The sequence below is a fragment of the Streptomyces rectiverticillatus genome, assembly GCF_013394065.1.
GTDB lineage: Bacteria > Actinomycetota > Actinomycetes > Streptomycetales > Streptomycetaceae > Streptomyces > Streptomyces rectiverticillatus.
Genome location: NZ_CP040752.1, coordinates 3,220,646 through 3,239,336, shown reverse-complemented (window position 1 = coordinate 3,239,336; position 18,691 = coordinate 3,220,646). Strand labels below are relative to the sequence as shown.

The window sequence follows — 18,691 nt, the reverse complement described above, 5'->3', positions numbered from 1 at the left end:
CCTGAGGCCCACCCCTCATCGCCTGCGCGGACGTCCTGAGAGACTGACGGGGATGAACGAGACTCCGATCCGCGTCCGCGAGACCCCGATGCGCGCCCGTGCCCTGATCGACCTGGCCGCTCTGCGGGCCAACGTACGCACGCTCAAGGCCCGCGCGCCCCGGTCGCAGCTGATGGCCGTGGTCAAGGCGAACGCCTACGGCCACGGCGCGGTGCAGTGTGCCCGGGCGGCCCGCGAGGCCGGTGCCGAGTGGGTGGGCACGGCCACGCCGGACGAGGCGCTGGCGCTGCGCGCGGCGGGTGACAGGGGCCGGCTGATGTGCTGGCTGTGGACGCCGGGCGGGCCGTGGCGCGAGGCCGTGGAGGCGGACGTCGACGTGACGGTCAGCGGGCTGTGGGCGCTGGCGGAGGTCGCGGAGGCCGTACGGGCCGCGGGGCGTCCCGCACGCGTCCAGCTGAAGATCGACACCGGTCTGGGGCGCAACGGCTGCCAGCCCGACGACTGGCCGGAACTGATCGCCGCGGCGCGCGAGGCGGAGGAGGCCGGCCTGCTGAAGGTGACCGGCGTCTGGTCGCACTTCGCGTGCGCCGACGAGCCGGGCCACCCCTCCATCCAGGCCCAGCTGAGCGTCTTCCGCGACGCGGTCGCGTACGCGGAGCGGCAGGGCGTCGAGCCCGAGGTGCGGCACATAGCCAACTCCCCGGCGACCCTCACACTCCCCGATACGCACTTCGACCTCGTGCGGACGGGCATCGCGATGTACGGGGTCTCGCCGAGCCCCGAGGTCGGCACGCCGCAGGACCTGGGCCTGAAGCCGGTGATGACGCTGTCGGCGTACTTGGCGTCGGTGAAGCGGGTGCCGGGCGGCCACGGCGTCTCGTACGGGCACCACTACGTCACTCCTGCCCCCACGACCCTCGCGCTCGTCCCCGTGGGCTACGCGGACGGCATCCCGCGCGCGGGCTCCGGTACCGGCCCGGTGCTGGTGGGCGGCAAGTGGCGGACGGTGGCCGGCCGGGTGGCCATGGACCAGTTCGTGGTCGACCTGGGCGGCGATACGGCGCAGGTGGGCGAGGAAGCGGTGCTGTTCGGACCGGGCGACCGGGGTGAGCCGACCGCCGAGGACTGGGCGCGGGCCACCGGAACGATCGCTTACGAGGTGGTCACGCGCATCTCCAACCGCGTGCCCCGCGTCTATGTCGGTGAGAACGTGGACGGGTACACCGAATAGAACCGCATAGACCGGGCGCATGGACCCGGTGGGCGGGCCCGGTGGAAAGACCGGGCGGGCAGGCCGCAGGATTGGGCCCGGCCCGCACGGGCACGAGCACGGGCACGACGAGTACGCGGACGTGGACATGCCGAAAAGCGGGGACACGGGGGGCGCGCGATGAACAGGGACAGCACGGGCGCGGGCACGACGGCAGGCACGGCGGCTGCGGCCGTCGGAGCCTTTGAAGCCGTCGGGGCCGTCGCGGCGGCCGGCGGCATGACGCCGCCGGGAGCGGGCACCGGATGGCGTCGCGGCGCCGGTGTCGCGGGGGCGGCACTGGGCGTCCTGGCCGCGGGAGCCGCGGTCGGCGTGGCGGTCGAGCGGCTGACGGTCGGGCGCGGCATGCGCCGCAACGCCCGGCTGGCCCTGGACTCGTCGGGCCCGTACGGGACGCTGCGCGGAACGCCGGGCTCGGCGGTCGCGGAGGACGGCACGCAGCTGTACTACGAGGTCGATGAGGCCGGCGAGGCGGGCGAGACGCGTGAGGAAGCGGGCGCCTCCGCCTCCCGGCGGCTGTTCGGCGGCCGCCGTACGCCCGCCGCACCGCCCCTCACGGTCGTCTTCAGCCACGGCTACTGTCTCAGCCAGGACTCCTGGCACTTCCAGCGCGCCGCCCTGCGGGCCGCCGGCGTCCGCGCGGTCTTCTGGGACCAGCGCAGCCACGGCCGCTCCGAGCGCAGCCGTACGGGCGCCGTCTCCATCGACCTCTTCGGCCGCGACCTCAAGGCCGTCATCGACGCCGCAGCCCCCGAGGGGCCGCTGGTGCTCGTAGGGCATTCGATGGGCGGCATGACGACGATGGGGCTGGCCGCGCAGTACCCCGGCCTGATCGCCGAGCGCGTCGTCGGCGCGGCCTTCCTCGGCACGTCCTCGGGCGGGCTCGCCGAGAACACCTACGGGCTGCCGGCCGCCGGGATGGCCCTGGTCCGGCGGCTCGTCCTGCCGGGCGCGTTCAAGCTGATGGCCGCCCGGCCCGAGCTGATCGAGAAGGGCCGCCGGGCCACGTCCGACCTGTTCGCGGGCGTCCTCCGGTGGTACTCGTTCGGATCCAAGGACGTGGACCCGGCGGTCGTGCGGTTCGCGGAACGGCTGATCGAGGCCACGCCGGTCGACGTCGTCGCCGCGTTCTACCCGGTCTTCGCCGAACACGAGAAGCGGGAGGCGCTGCGCGCCTTCGACGGCCTGCCGGTGGTCGTCGCGGCGGGCGACAAGGACCTCCTCACGCCGGGCGAGCACAGCGAGGCCATCGCGGAGGCCCTGCCGGGCGCCCGGCTCGTCCTCCTGGAGGACACCGGCCACCTCGTGATGCTGGAGCGGCACGAGGTGATCACCGCCCAGCTGGCCGAGCTGCTCGCCGCGGCGGTCGGCGGGGGAGCCCTGGGGCGCGGGGAGTGCGCGGCGGCGGGGGCGCGCGGCCGCGCCTGAAACGCGCCGGGACCGCCCGGCCCCGTACCATCGGCGGGTATGAGCGCCCAGCCTGACATCACCGCCGCCACCACCGCGACCAGCACAGAGCTCACGGTCAAGACCGCCGACGCCATGCGGGAGGTGGGCCGCCGGCTGGCCGGCCTGCTGCGCCCCGGCGACCTGGTGCTGCTCACCGGCGAGCTCGGCGCGGGCAAGACGACGCTGACCCGCGGGCTCGGCGAGGGCCTCGGCGTCCGCGGCGCGGTCACCTCCCCGACGTTCGTCATCGCGCGCGTCCACCCCCACCTCGGCGGCGGCCCGGCGCTCGTCCACGTCGACGCCTACCGGCTGTCCGGCGGCCTGGACGAGATGGAGGACCTGGACCTCGACGTCTCCCTCCCCGAGTCCGTGATCGTCGTGGAGTGGGGCGACGGCAAGGTCGAGGAGCTCTCGGAGGACCGGCTGCACGTGGTCATCCACCGCGCCGTGGGCGCGAGCGCCGCGGACGCGGCGGACGTGGCCCACGCGGCGGAGGACACGGACGACGTGCGGACCGTCCGGGTGACGGGCGTGGGGGCGCGCTGGGCGGGCGTGGACCTGTCGCCGCTCGGCTGAGCCCGGCCGAAGCCTGCTGAGCCCGGCCGAAGCCCGCTGAGAGCCCGGCCGAGCGCGGCCGGGAAACACGCGCTGTCGTACGCCGCTATACGTTCCGACAAGCCGTCGGCAAGATGTTGCGTCGGCGGCTGCGGGCGTGGTCACATGGTAGGCAGAGACATGGTTAGGTCTACCTAACCTTGCCCAGATGCCCCCCAGGAGGCACCATGCCGGCCCCAGAGCAGCCGCAGCAGCCACAGTCCGGGACCCGCTCGGAAGAGCGGCCTCCGTCGACGTCGATGCGCGACCTGCTGGCTTCCTGCGCGGCGGCGGACGCGGTGTCGAAACCGCCGCGGGCGCCGGGGCCGCCGGAGGCGCCCGGCGACGACGAGCAGGACGCCGCATAAGCGGCTACATAAGCGGCTACATAAGCGGCTAAGCGACCACGACCACCTTCGTGCCGTTCAGGGCGAAGTCCCACATGGCCCGCCCGTCCGCCGGCATCTCCCGCACCGCACCCGTCTTCTTGCCCGTCGCCGCCGGATCCGGCAGCGACCCGTCCACCGCCGCGCTGAAGCCGAAGACGACCCCCGCCGCAGTGCTGTGGAACCGCACCACGTGCTCGATGGCCTTGCCGTCGGACCCCGTGCCCGTGGCATCCCGCGAGGTCACCGCGTAGGACCCCGGCGACGGGTTCACCGCGCTCGGCGCCACCTCGAAGCTGTGCGTCGCCTTGCCGTCCGCGCCGACCAGCCACACCCGCTTCTGCCCGAGCGCGTAGACGACCCGCTTGCCCGCGCCGGAGGCCGCGGGCACGTCCGGAACGGCGGCCTTCGCGCCCTCGTCCTTGCCGGAACCGGTGCCGGTGCCGGAATCCGCCGGCGCGCCGTCCTTGCCCTTGTCCTCGCCCTTGCCGGAGGCGCCCGCGCCCGCAGCGTGCGAGGACCGCGGCTTGTCGGGTGCGGCCTCGGCCTGGACGGCGAGGAAACCGACCCCCGCGAGGGCCGCCGCGGTGAGCGCGGCCACGAAGACCCCCGAGCTGCTGCGTGCCACGGCTGCGCACCCTTCTCAGGACCGCCGGTCCTGGTCCTACGTCTGGTCCTACGTACATATAGATACGGCGTTGCGGCTGACCGTAGCACCCGCCCGCGCCCCCACCGCGCCGTCGGCCCGGCCCACGCGCGGCCCAGGTGCGCACCGTCCGCCCCACGGTGAGCCGTAGTCTGTCAGTGTGCTGCTGCTCGCTCTTGATACCGCCACGCCCGCCGTCACCGTCGCCCTCCACGACGGCGACAAAGTCATCGCCGAATCGCGCCAGGTCGACGCGCGCCGGCACGGTGAGCTGCTGCTTCCCGCCGTCGACCGGGTGCTCGGCGAGGCGGGCTGCAAGCTCGACGCCGTGACGGACATCGTGGTCGGCGTCGGCCCCGGCCCGTATACCGGCCTGCGGGTCGGCATCGTCACCGCCGCCACCTTCGGCGCCGCGCTCGGCGTGCCCGTCCGCGGCCTGTGCTCGCTCGACGGCCTCGCGTACGCGGCCGGGCAGGCGGGGCTGGAGGGCGAGTTCGTCGTGGCGACGGACGCCCGCCGCAAGGAGGTCTACTGGGCGCGGTACGCGGATGCCCGTACCCGCGTCACCGAGCCCGCCGTGGACCGCCCCGGGGACCTCACCGAGAAGCTCGCCGGCCTGACGGTGGTCGGCGCGGGCGCCGTGCTCTACCCCGACTCCTTCACGGACGTGCGGGCCGACATGCCCGAGCACCAGTCCGCGGGCGCCCTGGCCTCCCTCGCCGCGGAGCGCCTGCGCACGGGCGGCGAGTTCCTGCCGGACCAGCCGCTCTACCTGCGCCGCCCCGACGCTCAGGTGCCCGCCAACTACAAGGTGGTCACCCCCAAGTGACCGTGAACGTGCGTGTCCGCGAGATGCGCTGGTGGGACATCGGGCCGGTGCTGGAGCTGGAGCGCGCGCTGTTCCCGGACGACGCCTGGTCCAAGGGCCTGTTCTGGTCCGAGCTGGCGCACGCGCGCGGCGCGGGCGCCACCCGCCGCTACGTCGTCGCCGAGAACGACGAGGGCCGCGTCGTCGGCTACGCGGGCCTCGCCGCGATCGACGGCACCGGCGACGTCCAGACCATAGCCGTCTCCCAGGACCACTGGAGCACGGGCCTCGGCTCCCGCCTCCTCGGCGAGCTCCTGACCGCCGCGACCGACTTCGAGTGCCGCGAGGTGCTCCTCGAAGTGCGCGTCGACAACACCCGGGCGCAGCGCCTGTACGAACGCTTCGGCTTCGAGGCGGTGGGCGTGCGCCGCGGCTACTACCAGCCCGGCAACATCGACGCCCTCGTGATGCGCCTCACCGATCCCCTCTCCGCAGTGCAAGGAATGACCCATGGCTCGCAAGGCTGACGAACCCCTCGTCCTCGGCATCGAGACCTCGTGCGACGAGACCGGCGTCGGCATCGTCCGCGGGCACACGCTGCTCGCCGACGCCGTCGCCTCCAGCGTGGACGAGCACGCCCGCTTCGGCGGCGTCGTCCCGGAGGTGGCGAGCCGCGCCCACCTGGAGGCGATGGTCCCGACCATCCAGCGCGCGCTGAAGGAGGCCGGCGTCTCCGCGAAGGACCTCGACGGCATCGCGGTCACGGCGGGCCCCGGGCTCGCGGGCGCGCTCCTCGTCGGCGTCTCGGCGGCCAAGGCGTACGCGTACGCCCTCGGCAAGCCCCTCTACGGCGTCAACCACCTCGCCTCCCACATCTGCGTCGACCAGCTGGAGCACGGCCCGCTGCCCGAGCCGACCATGGCGCTGCTGGTCAGCGGCGGCCACTCGTCCCTCCTCCTGGCCCCCGACATCACCTCGGACGTCCGCCCCCTCGGCTCGACGATCGACGACGCGGCGGGCGAGGCCTTCGACAAGGTCGCCCGCGTGCTGAACCTCGGCTTCCCCGGCGGCCCGGTCATCGACCGCTACGCCCGGGAGGGCAACCCCGACGCGATCCGCTTCCCACGCGGCCTGACCGGCTCGCGCGACCCGGTCTACGACTTCTCCTTCTCCGGCCTGAAGACGGCCGTGGCCCGCTGGATAGAGGCCAAGCGGGCGGCGGGCGAGGACGTGCCGGTCGCGGACGTCGCCGCGTCGTTCCAGGAGGCCGTCGTGGACGTCCTCACGCGCAAGGCCGTCCGCGCGTGCAAGGACGAGGGCGTCGACCACCTGATGATCGGCGGCGGCGTAGCGGCGAACACGCGGCTGCGGGCGATGGCACAGCGCCGCTGCGAGGACGCGGGCATCACACTGCGCGTGCCGCGTCCGAAGCTGTGCACGGACAACGGGGCGATGGTGGCGGCGCTGGGCGCGGAGATGGTGGCGCGGGGGCGCGGGGCGTCGTCGTGGGACCTGTCGGCGGACTCGTCGCTGCCGGTGACGGAGACGCATGTGCCGGGGGAGGAACATGACCACGGGCATGGTGAGGAACATGCCCATGCCCATGATCACGACCACGTCCACGAGCTGAGCAAGAAGAACCTGTACGAGTCGTAAGGCGGGGAGGCCCACCGCCGCTGGTTCCGCTCCCTCAACCCCCCGGTAGGGCTCGGCGTATTCTGGCGGGGGAGCGGGCAGGGCACGCGGACGCGGAGGCGGAGGTGCCGGCATGGAGTGGCTCTGGTGGGTGCTGATCTTCTTCGGAGTGGGCGGCTTCACCAAGGTCGCCGACACGGCCCGCCAGGCCCTGCGCACTCGCCACGAACGCAAGCTGGAACTCCTGGAGACGGAACGCGCCCGCGAGGCCGCCCTGGAGGCCGCCGCCCGGCCACCCCGCCCGATATGCGGCTGCACCCACCACTTGGCCAAGCACGACAAGCAGGGCAAGTGCCATGAGACGTCGGAGACGCCGGTGTCCTGGGACGCACAGAAGACCCCGACGGCGTACGAACTGAGGCAGTGCAACTGCCAGCAGTACGTGGGCCCGCAGCCGCTGACGACGCTCTACGCGGAGGACCTGACGGATCGAGCGTGAGGGGGGCGGGGCGGCCTTCCGGGCCCGGAAATCAACCGAGGCCGGGGCGTGGGGCGGCGGATAAGTGGTCCGGGAATGCTGGCCAGGTACTTCAACAGCCCCATCAGAGAGCCCCTGCCTCAGAGGCCCCACCAAGGAGCCCGGGTCACAGAAACCCCCACTCAGGGACAGTCGCCCGCCCGGCCACGATGGTGGCGCGCTGAGCGAAGCGCCCACGACGGGCTGCACCACATCGCGGCAGCTGCCAGCTCCCCCTCAGCCACAGACGGAGCGTCCGGTCTCCTTACGCGCGTGCATCCGTGACGGCGCGAGTACGGCGGACCACCTCCCACCGGCCGCACAGCCAAACCACCGGACCCGAGCCCCCCACCCCTCCCCCTGCTGCCAGCCTGTTCTGACCCGCACCCGACCCACGGAACTCAGCTACCCCCCGGTGCTCACACCAGCCTCCGCCGGTTGTTGACCTCGGCGACACGGGCGCGGAGGTAGGCGCGGAGGGTGGTCGCCTGGATCTCGGAGGCCGGGCAGTCCCAACCGGCGCCGCTGCAGGGCGGGTGCAGGTGCACCAAATCCCCGGTGTGCTCGATGACTTGGCCGACCCGGTCGGTCCGTGTGTCGATGACGTACGCCCCGAGCGGCGGAATGTCGTTGCTCACGCTACCTAGGGTTACGTCCGGTCATTACCCTCGGGAGCAACCTTCGCGGTACGGGGTGCGCAGGTACCGTTGATCTTCACCGACCGTGAAACTGACCGTGAATTCGACGAGCGTGCGCTCCGGGCTTCGAGGGTCGGATCCCGAGCGCTTGACGCAGGGCGGGCAGGGCACCGCCGTCATGCGTCATTGCACCCCCAACCGGTTCTCCCGCCCGTTGTCGTCATCCACCTGGAACGCCGTCGGCCCGCGGAAGGCGTTTCCGGATACCTGCCCCGCCGCCTGGGAAGGCGGCCCGTACTCCTTCACGAGAGCCTTCAACTCCCCCGCCGCCGCCTCCCGCTGCCCCGCGGCGAGCCCCTCCAGCCGCGTCTCGAAGCGGTCCTGCCAGACGGCTTCCTGGCGGTCCCGTGCCCGTTCCGTCTCCCGGGAGCGGGCCGCGGTCTCCAGGGCGGCCGCCGTGCGGTCGAGTCGTTCCAGTTCGACGCGCTCGCGCGTCTCGTCGCCGCGTCCGAACCACTGGGCGACCCGTTCCCGTAGCCCGGTCCACGCATCGGTTCCCGCCGCCTGTACGACCGCCGTGCCGCCTGCCGCGGCCGCCGCCGTCAGTGCCTCGCTCAGCATCGTGCCTCGCCCCCCGTCACCCACGTGCCCCGTGCCGGACGCGACGCACGCTAGCGCCGATCAGCCGGCCGCAACCCGGGTTTGCCGGGAAATACGACTGACTGCCCCCGTCAGTCGGAATCGCGTGCGAGTTCGAGCGCCAGGGTCTGCAGGATCTCCTCCGTCGGCGCCTCGGGCGTCGTCTGGTCATAGGCGTCCGCGACCGCTTCGAAAGCCAGCATCAGGCCGCTGATCAGCGCGCTCATGGGCGCGGACAGCTGGTTCAGCACGGCGAGTCCGACCTCGCGCGCTTCCGCGCCGACCGGCACCATGAACTCGTCCGGGATCACCTCGCCGAGGAGGGACGACACGTAGTCCGTCCCCACGCCGCCGCGCAGGGCTGTCAGCGCCGCGATGGCCTTGAGCTTGATCTCGTTCTCGGTCATGGGGTGAGCGTAGGAGGAACGCCCCGGCCTTCCTCGTCGCCCATGCCGAGTTATGCGCGGACTGCTGAAAACGCGAACCGCTTACGCGCGGACGCGGACCTCCCGCCCCAGCAGCATCACCGGCGCTCCCGCCGCCCGCGTCAGCACGATCACGCAGGAGTTCGGTCCGGCGAGCTTCAGCTTCTTGCGGAGGTCTTCCGGCTCCACCGCCGAGCCCCGCTTCTTGATGACGGCGACGCCGATGCCGCGCTCCCGCACCACGGCCTTGAGCTTCTTCAGGTTGAACGGGAGGACGTCCGTGATCTCGTACGCGGACGCGTAGTCCGTCGCCCGCAGCTCGTCGCTCGTCACGTACGCGATCGTCTCGTCGATCAGCCCGCCGTCGCCCAGCGCGGCCGCCACATCCGCCACCAGGTGCGCGCGGATCACGGCGCCGTCCGGCTCGTACACGTACCGCCCCACCGGCCGTACCGCCGGGTCCGGCAGCCCGGCGCCCACCAGCGAGTGCCCGCCCGGCAGCAGTGTCGCCCGCCGCGTGCCCGGCGCCGTGCCGAACCACAGCACGGCCTCCTTCACGTCGCCGCCGTCCGAGATCCACTCGGCCTCGGCGTCGGCCGGGATCGCCTCGTGAGGCACCCCGGGGGCGATCTTGAGGGCCGCGCGCGGGGCCCGCCGGGCGGCCTCGATCGCCCACGACAGCGGCGGCGAGTACGCCTCCGGGTCGAAGATGCGGCCGCGGCCGCCCCGCCGCGCCGGGTCGACGAACACCGCGTCGTAGCCCGTGGTGTCCACGTCGGCGACGTCGGCGCAGCGCACCTCGATGAGGTCGGAAAGGCCCAGCGCTTCGGCGTTCGCGCGGGCGACCTCGCAGGTCAGCGGGTCGCGGTCGACGGCGAGGACGCGGATGCCCAGCCGTGCCAGCGCGATCGCGTCGCCGCCGATGCCGCAGCACAGGTCGGCCACGGAGCGGACGCCGAGCGCGGCGAACCGGCCCGCCCGGTATTCGGCCACGGACCGCCGCGTCGACTGCTCCACGCCGTTCGGCGTGAAGAACATCCGGTACGCGTCCTCCGGTCCGAACTTCGCCACCGCCCGCTGCCGCAGCCGGGCCATGCCGAGCGCCGCCGAGACGAGCTCCGCGGGGTGGTCGCGGCGCAGCCGGGTCGCCGTGGCCAGTTCCCGGGCGGGGTCGTGGTCGCGCAGCCCGGTGAGCAGGCTGCGGCCCTCGTCCGTGAGGAGGGCGCTGAAGGCGGTGACGGCGGCCGTCGACGCGTCCGGCCCGCCCGGCCCGCCCGGGGCATTCGGCTTGTTCGGCTCGTTCGGTTCGTTCTGTGCTGGCACCCGGCCATTCTTGCCCAGCACTCCTCCCCGGCCTTCCGACAGGCCGCCCCTTCCCTCCGGTTCGAACGCATGCACAACAATCGCAGGCGTGAGCTTCCCTATATCCGGCCCGATTCCCGCCCGCGCGGCCACTGCCACCACGCTCCTGCTGGCCCTGCTCCTCAGTGGCTGTTCTTCCAGCTCGTCCGGCGGCGGCGAGGGGGCGGCGTCCGCGTCTGCCGCGCCGCGTACGGACACGGCGTCTTCGCCCCCGGCCTCCGCTGTCCCGGACGCCGCCGCCTACCGCCGCTGGGGTCTGGACAAGCCCCTCGCCGCGCCGCCCGCCCCGCCGGCCGTCAAGCTGACGGACGCGATGAGGGCCGGCGCCTCGCCCAGGGTGATCCGGCGTGTGCCCACCAACGACAAGGTCGTCTTCCTGACCTTCGACGACGGGGCGGAGAAGGACCCGGAATTCGTGAAGATGGCCAAGGACCTGAAGCTGCCCTTCACGATGTTCCTCACCGACGACATCGCCCGCGCGGGCAGCGGCTACGGCTACTTCGAGCAGCTGCAGGGCGAGGGGAACCGCAACGGCATCCACAACCACACCCTCTCCCACCCCAACCTCCGCACCCTCTCCGCCGACGCGCAGCGCCGCGAGGTCTGCGGCCAGCAGGAGGTCCTGGAGAAGCGGTACGGCAGCAAGCCGCCGCTGTTCCGCCCGCCCTACGGCAATTACAACGACGCCACCCTCGCCGCGGCCGGCAGCTGCGGGGTGAAGGCGCTGTTGCTGTGGGAGGCGACGATGCAGATCAACGACATGCGCTACGCGGACGGCGGCAAGCTGCGCTCCGGCGACATCGTCCTCGCCCACTTCCGCGGCCCCTCGGAGCTCAAGGGCACGACCATGACGCAGATGGTCGCCAACATGCTGCGCAGCATCGAGCGGCAGGGGTTCACCGTGGCGCGCCTGGAGGATTACGTATAGGGCCCCCGTGCGCACAGCAGGCCGTGCGACGCCCAGCGGGCCGTGCGCCCAGAGCGCCGTACGCGCCGCATGAGAATCCGGAGGATTACGACCCGCGGCCCGCGGGCAGATCCACCTCCGCGCCGGAACGCCGGAGCGCGCCGCCCCGACCGGCCGGGTGCTTACCCACAGGGGTGAACTGCAAGCTCGCCGCACGGCGAATTGGCACTCCGCTTGACCGAGTGCTAACCGCGTCATAGTCTCGGCTCCGTTGGCACTCTCCACCCGGGAGTGCCAAACACAGCGACGGGCAGAATCCGGCACCCGCGACGACGGATCCTCCTGGTCGCCACCTCAGACAGATAACCCCGTGAATCTCCGAAGGGGGAGGTCGGATCGTGACGACCGCCAGCTCCAAGGTTGCCATCAAGCCGCTCGAGGACCGCATCGTGGTCCAGCCGCTCGACGCCGAGCAGACCACGGCCTCTGGCCTGGTTATTCCGGACACCGCCAAGGAGAAGCCCCAGGAGGGCGTCGTCCTGGCCGTGGGCCCGGGCCGCTTCGAGGACGGCAACCGCCTTCCGCTCGACGTCCAGGTCGGCGACGTCGTGCTGTACAGCAAGTACGGCGGCACCGAGGTGAAGTACAACGGTGACGAGTACCTCGTCCTCTCGGCTCGCGACGTGCTCGCGATCATCGAGAAGTAATTCACCCCGTTTGATGTGATCTGCGCCCCTGGTCCCCGTTTCCGCGACTACCGTCCGGACAACCGGGCGCCGGGGCGCAGTTCGTTTGAGAGGACTTGAAGCAACCATGGCGAAGATCCTGAAGTTCGACGAGGACGCCCGTCGCGCCCTCGAGCGCGGTGTCAACAAGCTGGCGGACACGGTCAAGGTGACGATCGGCCCCAAGGGCCGCAACGTCGTCATCGACAAGAAGTTCGGTGCCCCGACCATCACCAACGACGGCGTCACCATCGCCCGTGAGGTCGAGATCGAGGACCCGTACGAGAACCTCGGCGCCCAGCTCGTCAAGGAGGTGGCGACCAAGACCAACGACATCGCGGGTGACGGCACCACCACCGCGACCGTCCTGGCCCAGGCGCTCGTCCGCGAGGGTCTGCGCAACGTCGCCGCCGGCGCCTCCCCGGCCGCCCTGAAGAAGGGCATCGACGCCGCGGTCAAGGCCGTCTCCGACGAGCTGCTCGCGACCGCCCGCCCGATCGACGACAAGGCCGACATCGCCGCCGTCGCCGCCCTGTCCGCCCAGGACAAGCAGGTCGGCGAGCTCATCGCCGAGGCGATGGACAAGGTCGGCAAGGACGGTGTCATCACCGTCGAGGAGTCGAACACCTTCGGCCTGGAGCTCGACTTCACCGAGGGCATGGCCTTCGACAAGGGTTACCTGTCGCCCTACATGGTCACCGACCAGGAGCGCATGGAGGCCGTCCTCGAGGACCCGTACATCCTCATCCACCAGGGCAAGATCTCCTCGATCCAGGACCTGCTGCCCCTGCTCGAGAAGATCATCCAGGGTGGCTCCTCCAAGCCGCTGCTGATCATCGCCGAGGACGTCGAGGGCGAGGCGCTCTCCACCCTCGTCGTCAACAAGATCCGTGGCACCTTCAACGCCGTGGCCGTCAAGGCCCCGGGCTTCGGTGACCGCCGCAAGGCGATGCTGGGCGACATGGCCACCCTGACCGGCGGCACCGTCGTCGCCGAGGAGGTCGGCCTCAAGCTCGACCAGGTCGGCCTGGACGTGCTGGGCTCCGCCCGCCGCGTGACCATCACCAAGGACGACACCACGATCGTCGACGGTGGCGGCAACACCGAGGACGTCCAGGGCCGCGTCGCCCAGATCAAGGCCGAGATCGACGCCACGGACTCCGACTGGGACCGCGAGAAGCTCCAGGAGCGCCTGGCCAAGCTCGCCGGCGGCGTCTGCGTCATCCGCGTGGGTGCGGCCACCGAGGTCGAGCTCAAGGAGAAGAAGCACCGTCTGGAGGACGCCATCTCCGCGACCCGCGCCGCGGTCGAGGAGGGCATCGTCTCCGGTGGTGGCTCCGCGCTCGTCCACGCCGTCAAGGTGCTCGAGGGCAACCTGGGCAAGGAGGGCGACGAGGCCACCGGTGTCGCCGTCGTCCGCCGCGCCGCCGTCGAGCCGCTGCGCTGGATCGCCGAGAACGCCGGCCTCGAGGGCTACGTCATCACCTCCAAGGTGGCGGAGCTCGACAAGGGCCAGGGCTTCAACGCCGCGACCGGCGAGTACGGCGACCTGGTGAAGGCCGGCGTCATCGACCCGGTCAAGGTCACCCGCTCCGCCCTGGAGAACGCCGCCTCCATCGCCTCCCTGCTGCTCACGACCGAGACCCTGGTCGTCGAGAAGAAGGAGGACGAGGAGGCCGAGGCCGGCCACGGCCACGGTCACTCGCACTGACCCCGCGCCGCACGGCGGCTGCAGTCCGGAGCCCGGCACCCCTGGTGGGGTGCCGGGCTCCGGCCGTTCAAGGGTGTCCGTGATTCACAGCGGTGCCCGTGGTTCACAGCGAGTGCCGCGGTTCACACCGGCCCCGCCTCCAGCTGCCGCATCAGCCGCGGCAGGTCGTAGAACCACCAGCCTTCGGCGATCTTCCCGTCCTGGAAGCGGAAGACGGTGGTGCCCGTCATGACCACTTCCTGCCCGGTGGGCTGGTGGCCCATGAAGTCGCCCTGGTGCGTGCCCCGCCAGGTCCAGCGCGTGGCGACCTCGTCGCCCTCGGCGATCTGGGAGTGGAGGGTGAAGGCGAAGTCGAACGCCTCCCGCCAGCCTTCGACGTCGGAGCGGATGACGTCCCGGCCGGTCGTGTCGGGCTCGGCCTTGCCGATGTCGTGGTCGCGGTGGTCGCCGGTGAAGAGCTCGTCGATCAGGTCGAGGTCACCGTCCCGCGCCACCTCGTCGAAGAAGCGGCGGGCCGTGGCCTTGTTGAGCTGCTCGTCGCGGACCACGTCGAGGTCGGTGAAGGTCGGCGTCTCGTCGCAGAGCGCGACCATCTCGGCGAAGATCCGGTCGGTCTCGGGGAGCTTCGAGTTGCGCATCGCGTCCTCGTAGGAGGGGAACTCCACGATCTCCACGTAGTGGTCGCCCTGCGCGCGGTCCTTGCCCACGATCGAGTGCGTGGCGGTGCGCTTCCCCTCGGTCGCGGCGACCCAGTCGTCCATCAGCCGGTTCATGTCGTCGTACCGGCTCGTCTTGCAGTCGATGATCTGTACGAAAGTCATGGCGCCTCCCGGGTGATATATCCAGGTTAGTCCTGAATGGATCACCCGGGAGGGCGGGATTCTGCGGGATTCCGCGCTCTTCTGCGCTCTACCGGCGCGGGTGCGTCACCGGCGTGTATGCGCAGCGGAGCGTGCGCACTACTTCGGCCCGTACTTGCGACCCGTCGTCGACGACGCCCGCGACACCACCCTGCGCGGCGCCAGCTTCATCAGGCCCGTCATGGCCTTGTACCGCGGGTCGGGCACCGACAGCGTCTTGCCCTGCGACAGGTCCCGCAGCGCGGCCGTCACCACCTTGTCGGCGTCCAGCCAGAGCCAGCCGGGCACGTTGTCCGTGCCCATCCCGGCGCGCTGGTGGAACTCCGTCCGCACGAAACCGGGGCACAGCGCCATCAGCCGCACCCCGCTCCCGGCCAGGTCGCGCGCGGCGCCCTGGGTGAACTGCACGACCCAGGACTTGCTCGCGCCGTACGTGCCGCGCGGGACGAACGCGGCCACCGACGCCACATTGATCACCGCGCCGCGCTTGCGCTCGCGCATCCCCTCGGCCGCCGCGGACGTCAGCCGCAGCACCGCCTCGCAGTGCACTTTGAGCATCTTGAGCTCGTCGGCGAGGGACACCTCCAGATAGCCGCCCTTGTTGCCGAAGCCGGCGTTGTTGACCAGCAGGTGCACCGGGCGCTCGCGGTCGCGCAGGCGCGCCTCGACCGCCTCGATGCCCTCGTCCTCGGAGATGTCCGCGCGGAGGACCTCCACCTCCACGCCGTGCCGGTCGTGGAGCTCGGTCGCATGGCGGCCGAGCCGCTCCTCGTCACGGGCCACGAGTACGAGGTCGTGCCCGTCGCCCGCCAGGCGGCGCGCGAAGGCGGCGCCGATCCCGGCAGTCGCTCCAGTGATCAATACAGTCGTCATACCGGCACGGTAAAGCCCGGCGGACGCGGTGCTTGACGATGCCTTACGGCGTTTTGACGGCGGGTCGGCGCTGATTGACGGTCACGGGGCGGCGGCCGGGGCGCTCCGGACGCCCGGTCAGGGGTGCGGCGCCGCCCGCCCGGCCCGCCGCCGGAGCCGCTCCGGAGACCTCAGAGGCTCGCCTGATACGCCAGCGCCTTCTCGCGCGTACCGGCCGTAAGGGCGTCCCCGGCTGCCAGAACGTCGGGGAGGAGGGCCCGCTCGACGGTGCGGGCGCGGAAGAGGAAGGAGACCGTGACGTGGTGGCCGGGGCGGTGGACGACGGTGACGGGGTCGCCCGCGCGGATCTCGCCCGGCTCTATCACCCGAAGGTAGGCGCCGGGGGCTGCCTCCTGGGTGAACCGCTTGATCCAGCCCGCCTCGCCGAGCCACGTGGCGAACGTCCGGCAGGGGATGCGGGGAGCGCTGACTTCGAGCACCAGATCGGCACCGATGCGCCAGCGCTCGCCTATCAGCGCGCCGTTGACGTCGAGACCGCTGGTGGTGAGGTTCTCGCCGAAGGAGCCGTGGGGCAGGGGGCGGCCGAGCTCCTGCTCCCAGCGGTCGAGATCCTCGCGCGCGAACGCGTACACCGCCTGGTCGTCCCCGCCGTGGTGGCGCAGGCTGACGATCTCGTCGCCCGCGAGGCCGCTGCCGCCTATGCCCTTGGGGCCCGGCGCGGCCACGGCGACCGGCCCCTCGACGGGGCGCTTGTCGATTCCGGTGGCCATGCCGGCCTCGAAGCCGGGCGCGCCTGGGAGGTCCGCCGTACCGGCGCGGCCCACATTCACGGAGAGGAGGTGCATGGACCGAGATTACTCGCTGCAACTCAAAGCCACCAGGGGTCAAGTCGCGACTTCTCCAAGGTTGCCTTATGCTCGCAGCATGATCGAGGCTCGTCATCTGAGGGTGCTGCGCGCGGTGGCCCTGACCGGTTCGTTCTCCGCCGCGGCGCGCGAGCTGGGCTGCACCCAGCCCGCCGTCAGTCAGCAGATGAAGGCGCTGGAGCAGTCCACGGGCACGCCCCTGCTGGTGCGCACGGGCCGCGAGATGCGCCTCACCCAGGCCGGGACGGCCCTCGTCCGGCACGCCTCCGGGATCCTGGCCGGGCTGACCGCCGCCGAGGAGGAGATCGCGGCCATCGCCGGGCTGCGCGCGGGCCGGGTGCGGCTCGTGTCCTTCCCCAGCGGCAGCTCGACGCTCGTGCCCGGCGCGCTCGCGCAGATGCGGGCGGCGCACCCGGGCACCGAGATCTCCCTGGTGGAGGCCGAGCCTCCGCGCTCGGTGGAGATGCTGCGCGACGGCGAGTGCGAGATCACGCTGGCCTTCCGCTACCCCGATGTCCGGGGGTCGGATCCGGCCGCCGGCGCGGAGTGGGAGGACCTCGTCGTCCGCCCGCTGCTGACCGACCGGCTCATCGGCGTGGTCCCGGAGGGGCACCGGCTGGCCGGGGCGGAGCGCATCGGCATCACCGACCTGGCCGAGGAGCCGTGGATCGCGGGCTGCCCGCGCTGCCGGCGGCATCTGGTGGAGGTCTGCGAGAGCGCCGGGTTCACCCCCCGCATCGACTTCGCGACCGACGACTACCCGGCGGTGTTCGGCCTGGTCGGCGCCGGGCTGGGGGTCGCGGTGATGCCGGAGCTGGCGCTGGAGTCCGTACGCCCCAAGGGCGCGCGGGTGGTCCCGGTGGAGCCCGCCGTGCACCGCGAGATCGTGGCCCTGACCCTGCCGGACCTGGCGCGGGTGCCGGCGGTGGACGCGATGCTGGACAAGCTGGCGGGGACGGCCGGGCGCTGAGAGGGGCCCGGCGCCCGGGTGTCAGTTCCGCGCGCCGGGCGGGCGGCGCCCCGGCGCGGGCTTGCGGTCCGGCCGCGGTTTCGGCTCCTTATGAGCCGGCCGCGGCGATTGCTCTGTGTCGCGCGCGGCCCATCAGCTCCTCGCGCTCGTCCTCGGTGAGGCCGCCCCACACGCCGTAGGGCTCCCGCACGGCCAGCGCATGCGCCGCGCATTCGGCGCGTACCGGGCAGCGCATGCACACCTCTTTCGCGGAGGTCTCGCGCGCACTGCGGGCGGCGCCGCGCTCACCCTCCGGGTGGAAGAACAGCGAGCTGTCGACCCCGCGGCAGGCGGCCAGGAGCTGCCAGTCCCACAGGTCGGCGTTGGGACCGGGAAGCCGGGAGAAATCTGCCATTGCTATCCCCTCGAAGCGAACGGTCTGCCGGGTGGATGTAAATATGACTGATTGCGAATCTAGTCATAGACGCCAGCAAATGGGAAGAAAAACTGCTCCGCTTGGGCAAATGGGGCATATCTCAGTTGTGACACGGGCGGGGCGGGGGTGTGACAGGGGTGGTGTGCCGGGCGCCCCCAATGCGCCCTGCTCCGTGTCCGCGCCCTCACGTAGAGTGCCGAACGTGCTCGACCGACCCCGTAACTCTTTCGGGTGACCGTCGTTGAGAGGGCGGAGGCGGTTGACGGATGAAGCAGTCGGGCAGGTGTCCGACCCGGCGCCAGAGTCGTCGATCGCACAGGTGACGATCAGTACCAGCCTGGAGGCTCAAGGTGACGCGCATCAGCTGCGGAGGACGGTCATGACATCCGTCCTCGTCTGCGACGATTCCCCGCTTGCCCGTGAGGCGCTCCGCCGCGCGGTGGCGACCGTGCCCGGCGTCGAGCGTGTGACGACGGCAGCCAACGGCGAGGAAGTCCTCCGCCGCTGGGGAGCCGATCGTTCGGATCTGATTCTGATGGACGTACGCATGCCCGGTCTCGGTGGAGTCGAGACCGTGCGCCGGCTGCTGTCCGCGGACCCCGGGGCCCGCATCATCATGCTCACCGTCGCCGAGGACCTCGACGGTGTCGCGCTCGCGGTCGCCGCCGGAGCGCGGGGCTATCTGCACAAGGACGCCTCGCGCGCCGAGCTGCGGGCCACCGTGACGCAGGCCCTCGCCGACCCGACCTGGCGGCTCGCCCCGCGCCGGCTGCGCTCGGCCGAGATGGGCGCCGCACCCACGCTCACCGCGCGTGAGATCCAGGTGCTCGAAGGCATGAGCCACGGCCGCTCGAACGCGGAGATCGGGCGGGAGCTCTTCCTCTCGGAGGACACCGTCAAGACCCACGCCAGGCGCCTGTTCAAGAAGTTGGGCGCATCGGACCGGGCGCACGCCGTGGCGCTCGGATTCCGCTGGGGCCTGGTCCGCTAGACGG

22 protein-coding genes are annotated in these 18,691 nt (G+C 72.1%); 13 read left to right on the top strand and 9 right to left on the bottom strand.

The features are described 5' to 3' along the window. The first annotated feature begins 52 nt into the window (after positions 1 to 52). The 4 genes from alr (at position 53) to FGW37_RS13825 (ending at position 3,681) form a co-directional block, all read left to right on the top strand. Complete coding sequence (gene alr, locus FGW37_RS13840) at positions 53 to 1,231, top strand: alanine racemase (RefSeq protein WP_246430385.1); 1,179 nt, start codon at positions 53 to 55, stop codon at positions 1,229 to 1,231. Positions 1,232 to 1,390: 159 nt separating this feature from the next. Next, positions 1,391 to 2,698, top strand: a complete 1,308-nt coding sequence (locus FGW37_RS13835; protein ID WP_179081357.1) for an alpha/beta fold hydrolase — start codon at positions 1,391 to 1,393, stop codon at positions 2,696 to 2,698. A 39-nt stretch (positions 2,699 to 2,737) separates the two neighbouring features. Continuing rightward, positions 2,738 to 3,295, top strand: coding sequence for a tRNA (adenosine(37)-N6)-threonylcarbamoyltransferase complex ATPase subunit type 1 TsaE (tsaE, locus tag FGW37_RS13830; protein WP_246430384.1), 558 nt, complete (start codon positions 2,738 to 2,740; stop codon positions 3,293 to 3,295). Between the two features lie 206 nt (positions 3,296 to 3,501). Next, entirely contained in the window at positions 3,502 to 3,681 is a 180-nt protein-coding gene (locus FGW37_RS13825) for a hypothetical protein (RefSeq protein ID WP_179081356.1), read from the top strand. Positions 3,682 to 3,709: 28 nt separating this feature from the next. Here the strand turns inward: FGW37_RS13825 and FGW37_RS13820 are convergent, their stop codons facing one another. Next, the gene (locus FGW37_RS13820) at positions 3,710 to 4,327 is read right to left on the bottom strand and encodes a hypothetical protein (protein WP_179081355.1); all 618 of its coding nucleotides are present in this window, start codon (positions 4,325 to 4,327) and stop codon (positions 3,710 to 3,712) included. A 178-nt stretch (positions 4,328 to 4,505) separates the two neighbouring features. On the opposite strand from FGW37_RS13820, the gene tsaB reads away from it, so the two are divergent. From tsaB to FGW37_RS13800, 4 genes are all read left to right on the top strand, one after another. Continuing rightward, complete coding sequence (gene tsaB / locus FGW37_RS13815; protein WP_179081354.1) at positions 4,506 to 5,174, top strand: tRNA (adenosine(37)-N6)-threonylcarbamoyltransferase complex dimerization subunit type 1 TsaB; 669 nt, start codon at positions 4,506 to 4,508, stop codon at positions 5,172 to 5,174. Positions 5,175 to 5,197: 23 nt separating this feature from the next. Further along, positions 5,198 to 5,680, top strand: coding sequence for a ribosomal protein S18-alanine N-acetyltransferase (rimI, locus tag FGW37_RS13810; protein ID WP_179084688.1), 483 nt, complete (start codon positions 5,198 to 5,200; stop codon positions 5,678 to 5,680). Continuing rightward, positions 5,664 to 6,809 (top strand): tRNA (adenosine(37)-N6)-threonylcarbamoyltransferase complex transferase subunit TsaD, encoded by a 1,146-nt coding sequence (gene tsaD / locus FGW37_RS13805; RefSeq protein WP_179081353.1) that lies wholly within the window; start codon positions 5,664 to 5,666, stop codon positions 6,807 to 6,809. Before rimI ends, tsaD begins: the two co-directional genes overlap by 17 nt. A gap of 112 nt (positions 6,810 to 6,921) precedes the next feature. Next, the gene (locus tag FGW37_RS13800) at positions 6,922 to 7,287 is read left to right on the top strand and encodes a hypothetical protein (RefSeq protein ID WP_179081352.1); all 366 of its coding nucleotides are present in this window, start codon (positions 6,922 to 6,924) and stop codon (positions 7,285 to 7,287) included. A gap of 437 nt (positions 7,288 to 7,724) precedes the next feature. On the opposite strand, the gene FGW37_RS13795 is transcribed toward FGW37_RS13800, so the two are convergent. From FGW37_RS13795 to FGW37_RS13780, 4 genes are all read right to left on the bottom strand, one after another. Next, positions 7,725 to 7,943 carry a hypothetical protein gene (locus FGW37_RS13795; protein ID WP_179081351.1) on the bottom strand — a complete coding sequence of 73 codons (219 nt, stop codon included), beginning with the start codon at positions 7,941 to 7,943 and terminating at the stop codon, positions 7,725 to 7,727. Between the two features lie 183 nt (positions 7,944 to 8,126). Then, entirely contained in the window at positions 8,127 to 8,564 is a 438-nt protein-coding gene (locus FGW37_RS13790) for a hypothetical protein (protein ID WP_179081350.1), read from the bottom strand. A 110-nt stretch (positions 8,565 to 8,674) separates the two neighbouring features. Then, on the bottom strand, positions 8,675 to 8,989 hold the full coding sequence (locus tag FGW37_RS13785; protein WP_179081349.1) for a hypothetical protein: 315 nt from the start codon (positions 8,987 to 8,989) through the stop codon (positions 8,675 to 8,677). Between the two features lie 81 nt (positions 8,990 to 9,070). Next, positions 9,071 to 10,204, bottom strand: a complete 1,134-nt coding sequence (locus tag FGW37_RS13780) for a class I SAM-dependent methyltransferase (RefSeq protein WP_246430788.1) — start codon at positions 10,202 to 10,204, stop codon at positions 9,071 to 9,073. Between the two features lie 214 nt (positions 10,205 to 10,418). Between FGW37_RS13780 and FGW37_RS13775 the strand changes: the two genes are divergently transcribed. From FGW37_RS13775 to groL, 3 genes are all read left to right on the top strand, one after another. After that, positions 10,419 to 11,297, top strand: coding sequence for a polysaccharide deacetylase family protein (locus tag FGW37_RS13775; protein ID WP_246430383.1), 879 nt, complete (start codon positions 10,419 to 10,421; stop codon positions 11,295 to 11,297). A gap of 377 nt (positions 11,298 to 11,674) precedes the next feature. Then, positions 11,675 to 11,983 (top strand): co-chaperone GroES, encoded by a 309-nt coding sequence (groES, locus tag FGW37_RS13770; RefSeq protein WP_179081347.1) that lies wholly within the window; start codon positions 11,675 to 11,677, stop codon positions 11,981 to 11,983. 106 nt (positions 11,984 to 12,089) lie between these two features. Next, positions 12,090 to 13,712 carry a chaperonin GroEL gene (gene groL, locus FGW37_RS13765; protein ID WP_179081346.1) on the top strand — a complete coding sequence of 541 codons (1,623 nt, stop codon included), beginning with the start codon at positions 12,090 to 12,092 and terminating at the stop codon, positions 13,710 to 13,712. A gap of 122 nt (positions 13,713 to 13,834) precedes the next feature. Here the strand turns inward: groL and FGW37_RS13760 are convergent, their stop codons facing one another. The 3 genes from FGW37_RS13760 to FGW37_RS13750 form a co-directional block, all read right to left on the bottom strand. Beyond that, entirely contained in the window at positions 13,835 to 14,533 is a 699-nt protein-coding gene (locus FGW37_RS13760) for an ester cyclase (protein WP_179081345.1), read from the bottom strand. A 138-nt stretch (positions 14,534 to 14,671) separates the two neighbouring features. Then, complete coding sequence (locus FGW37_RS13755; protein ID WP_179081344.1) at positions 14,672 to 15,445, bottom strand: SDR family NAD(P)-dependent oxidoreductase; 774 nt, start codon at positions 15,443 to 15,445, stop codon at positions 14,672 to 14,674. A 170-nt stretch (positions 15,446 to 15,615) separates the two neighbouring features. After that, positions 15,616 to 16,290, bottom strand: coding sequence for an MOSC domain-containing protein (locus FGW37_RS13750; RefSeq protein ID WP_179081343.1), 675 nt, complete (start codon positions 16,288 to 16,290; stop codon positions 15,616 to 15,618). Between the two features lie 79 nt (positions 16,291 to 16,369). Between FGW37_RS13750 and FGW37_RS13745 the strand changes: the two genes are divergently transcribed. After that, entirely contained in the window at positions 16,370 to 17,281 is a 912-nt protein-coding gene (locus FGW37_RS13745) for a LysR family transcriptional regulator (protein ID WP_179081342.1), read from the top strand. 88 nt (positions 17,282 to 17,369) lie between these two features. Here the strand turns inward: FGW37_RS13745 and FGW37_RS13740 are convergent, their stop codons facing one another. Beyond that, a complete protein-coding gene (locus FGW37_RS13740) occupies positions 17,370 to 17,675 on the bottom strand; it encodes a WhiB family transcriptional regulator (RefSeq protein WP_030368345.1) in 306 nt (101 codons plus the stop codon). A 400-nt stretch (positions 17,676 to 18,075) separates the two neighbouring features. On the opposite strand from FGW37_RS13740, the gene FGW37_RS13735 reads away from it, so the two are divergent. Beyond that, entirely contained in the window at positions 18,076 to 18,687 is a 612-nt protein-coding gene (locus FGW37_RS13735; RefSeq protein ID WP_003948568.1) for a response regulator transcription factor, read from the top strand. The last annotated feature ends 4 nt before the right edge of the window (positions 18,688 to 18,691 follow it).

Coding starts and splice junctions, on each gene's coding strand:
- groL (WP_179081346.1), top strand. CDS start 12,090: ATGGCGAAGATCCTGAAGTTCGACGAGGACGCCCGTCGCGCCCTCGAG.
- FGW37_RS13800 (WP_179081352.1), top strand. CDS start 6,922: ATGGAGTGGCTCTGGTGGGTGCTGATCTTCTTCGGAGTGGGCGGCTTC.
- alr (WP_246430385.1), top strand. CDS start 53: ATGAACGAGACTCCGATCCGCGTCCGCGAGACCCCGATGCGCGCCCGT.
- tsaE (WP_246430384.1), top strand. CDS start 2,738: ATGAGCGCCCAGCCTGACATCACCGCCGCCACCACCGCGACCAGCACA.
- FGW37_RS13735 (WP_003948568.1), top strand. CDS start 18,076: ATGACATCCGTCCTCGTCTGCGACGATTCCCCGCTTGCCCGTGAGGCG.
- FGW37_RS13790 (WP_179081350.1), bottom strand. CDS start 8,564: ATGCTGAGCGAGGCACTGACGGCGGCGGCCGCGGCAGGCGGCACGGCG.
- FGW37_RS13760 (WP_179081345.1), bottom strand. CDS start 14,533: ATGACTTTCGTACAGATCATCGACTGCAAGACGAGCCGGTACGACGAC.
- FGW37_RS13785 (WP_179081349.1), bottom strand. CDS start 8,989: ATGACCGAGAACGAGATCAAGCTCAAGGCCATCGCGGCGCTGACAGCC.
- FGW37_RS13750 (WP_179081343.1), bottom strand. CDS start 16,290: ATGCACCTCCTCTCCGTGAATGTGGGCCGCGCCGGTACGGCGGACCTC.
- FGW37_RS13755 (WP_179081344.1), bottom strand. CDS start 15,445: ATGACGACTGTATTGATCACTGGAGCGACTGCCGGGATCGGCGCCGCC.
- tsaD (WP_179081353.1), top strand. CDS start 5,664: ATGGCTCGCAAGGCTGACGAACCCCTCGTCCTCGGCATCGAGACCTCG.
- FGW37_RS13835 (WP_179081357.1), top strand. CDS start 1,391: ATGAACAGGGACAGCACGGGCGCGGGCACGACGGCAGGCACGGCGGCT.
- rimI (WP_179084688.1), top strand. CDS start 5,198: ATGCGCTGGTGGGACATCGGGCCGGTGCTGGAGCTGGAGCGCGCGCTG.
- FGW37_RS13745 (WP_179081342.1), top strand. CDS start 16,370: ATGATCGAGGCTCGTCATCTGAGGGTGCTGCGCGCGGTGGCCCTGACC.
- FGW37_RS13825 (WP_179081356.1), top strand. CDS start 3,502: ATGCCGGCCCCAGAGCAGCCGCAGCAGCCACAGTCCGGGACCCGCTCG.
- FGW37_RS13740 (WP_030368345.1), bottom strand. CDS start 17,675: ATGGCAGATTTCTCCCGGCTTCCCGGTCCCAACGCCGACCTGTGGGAC.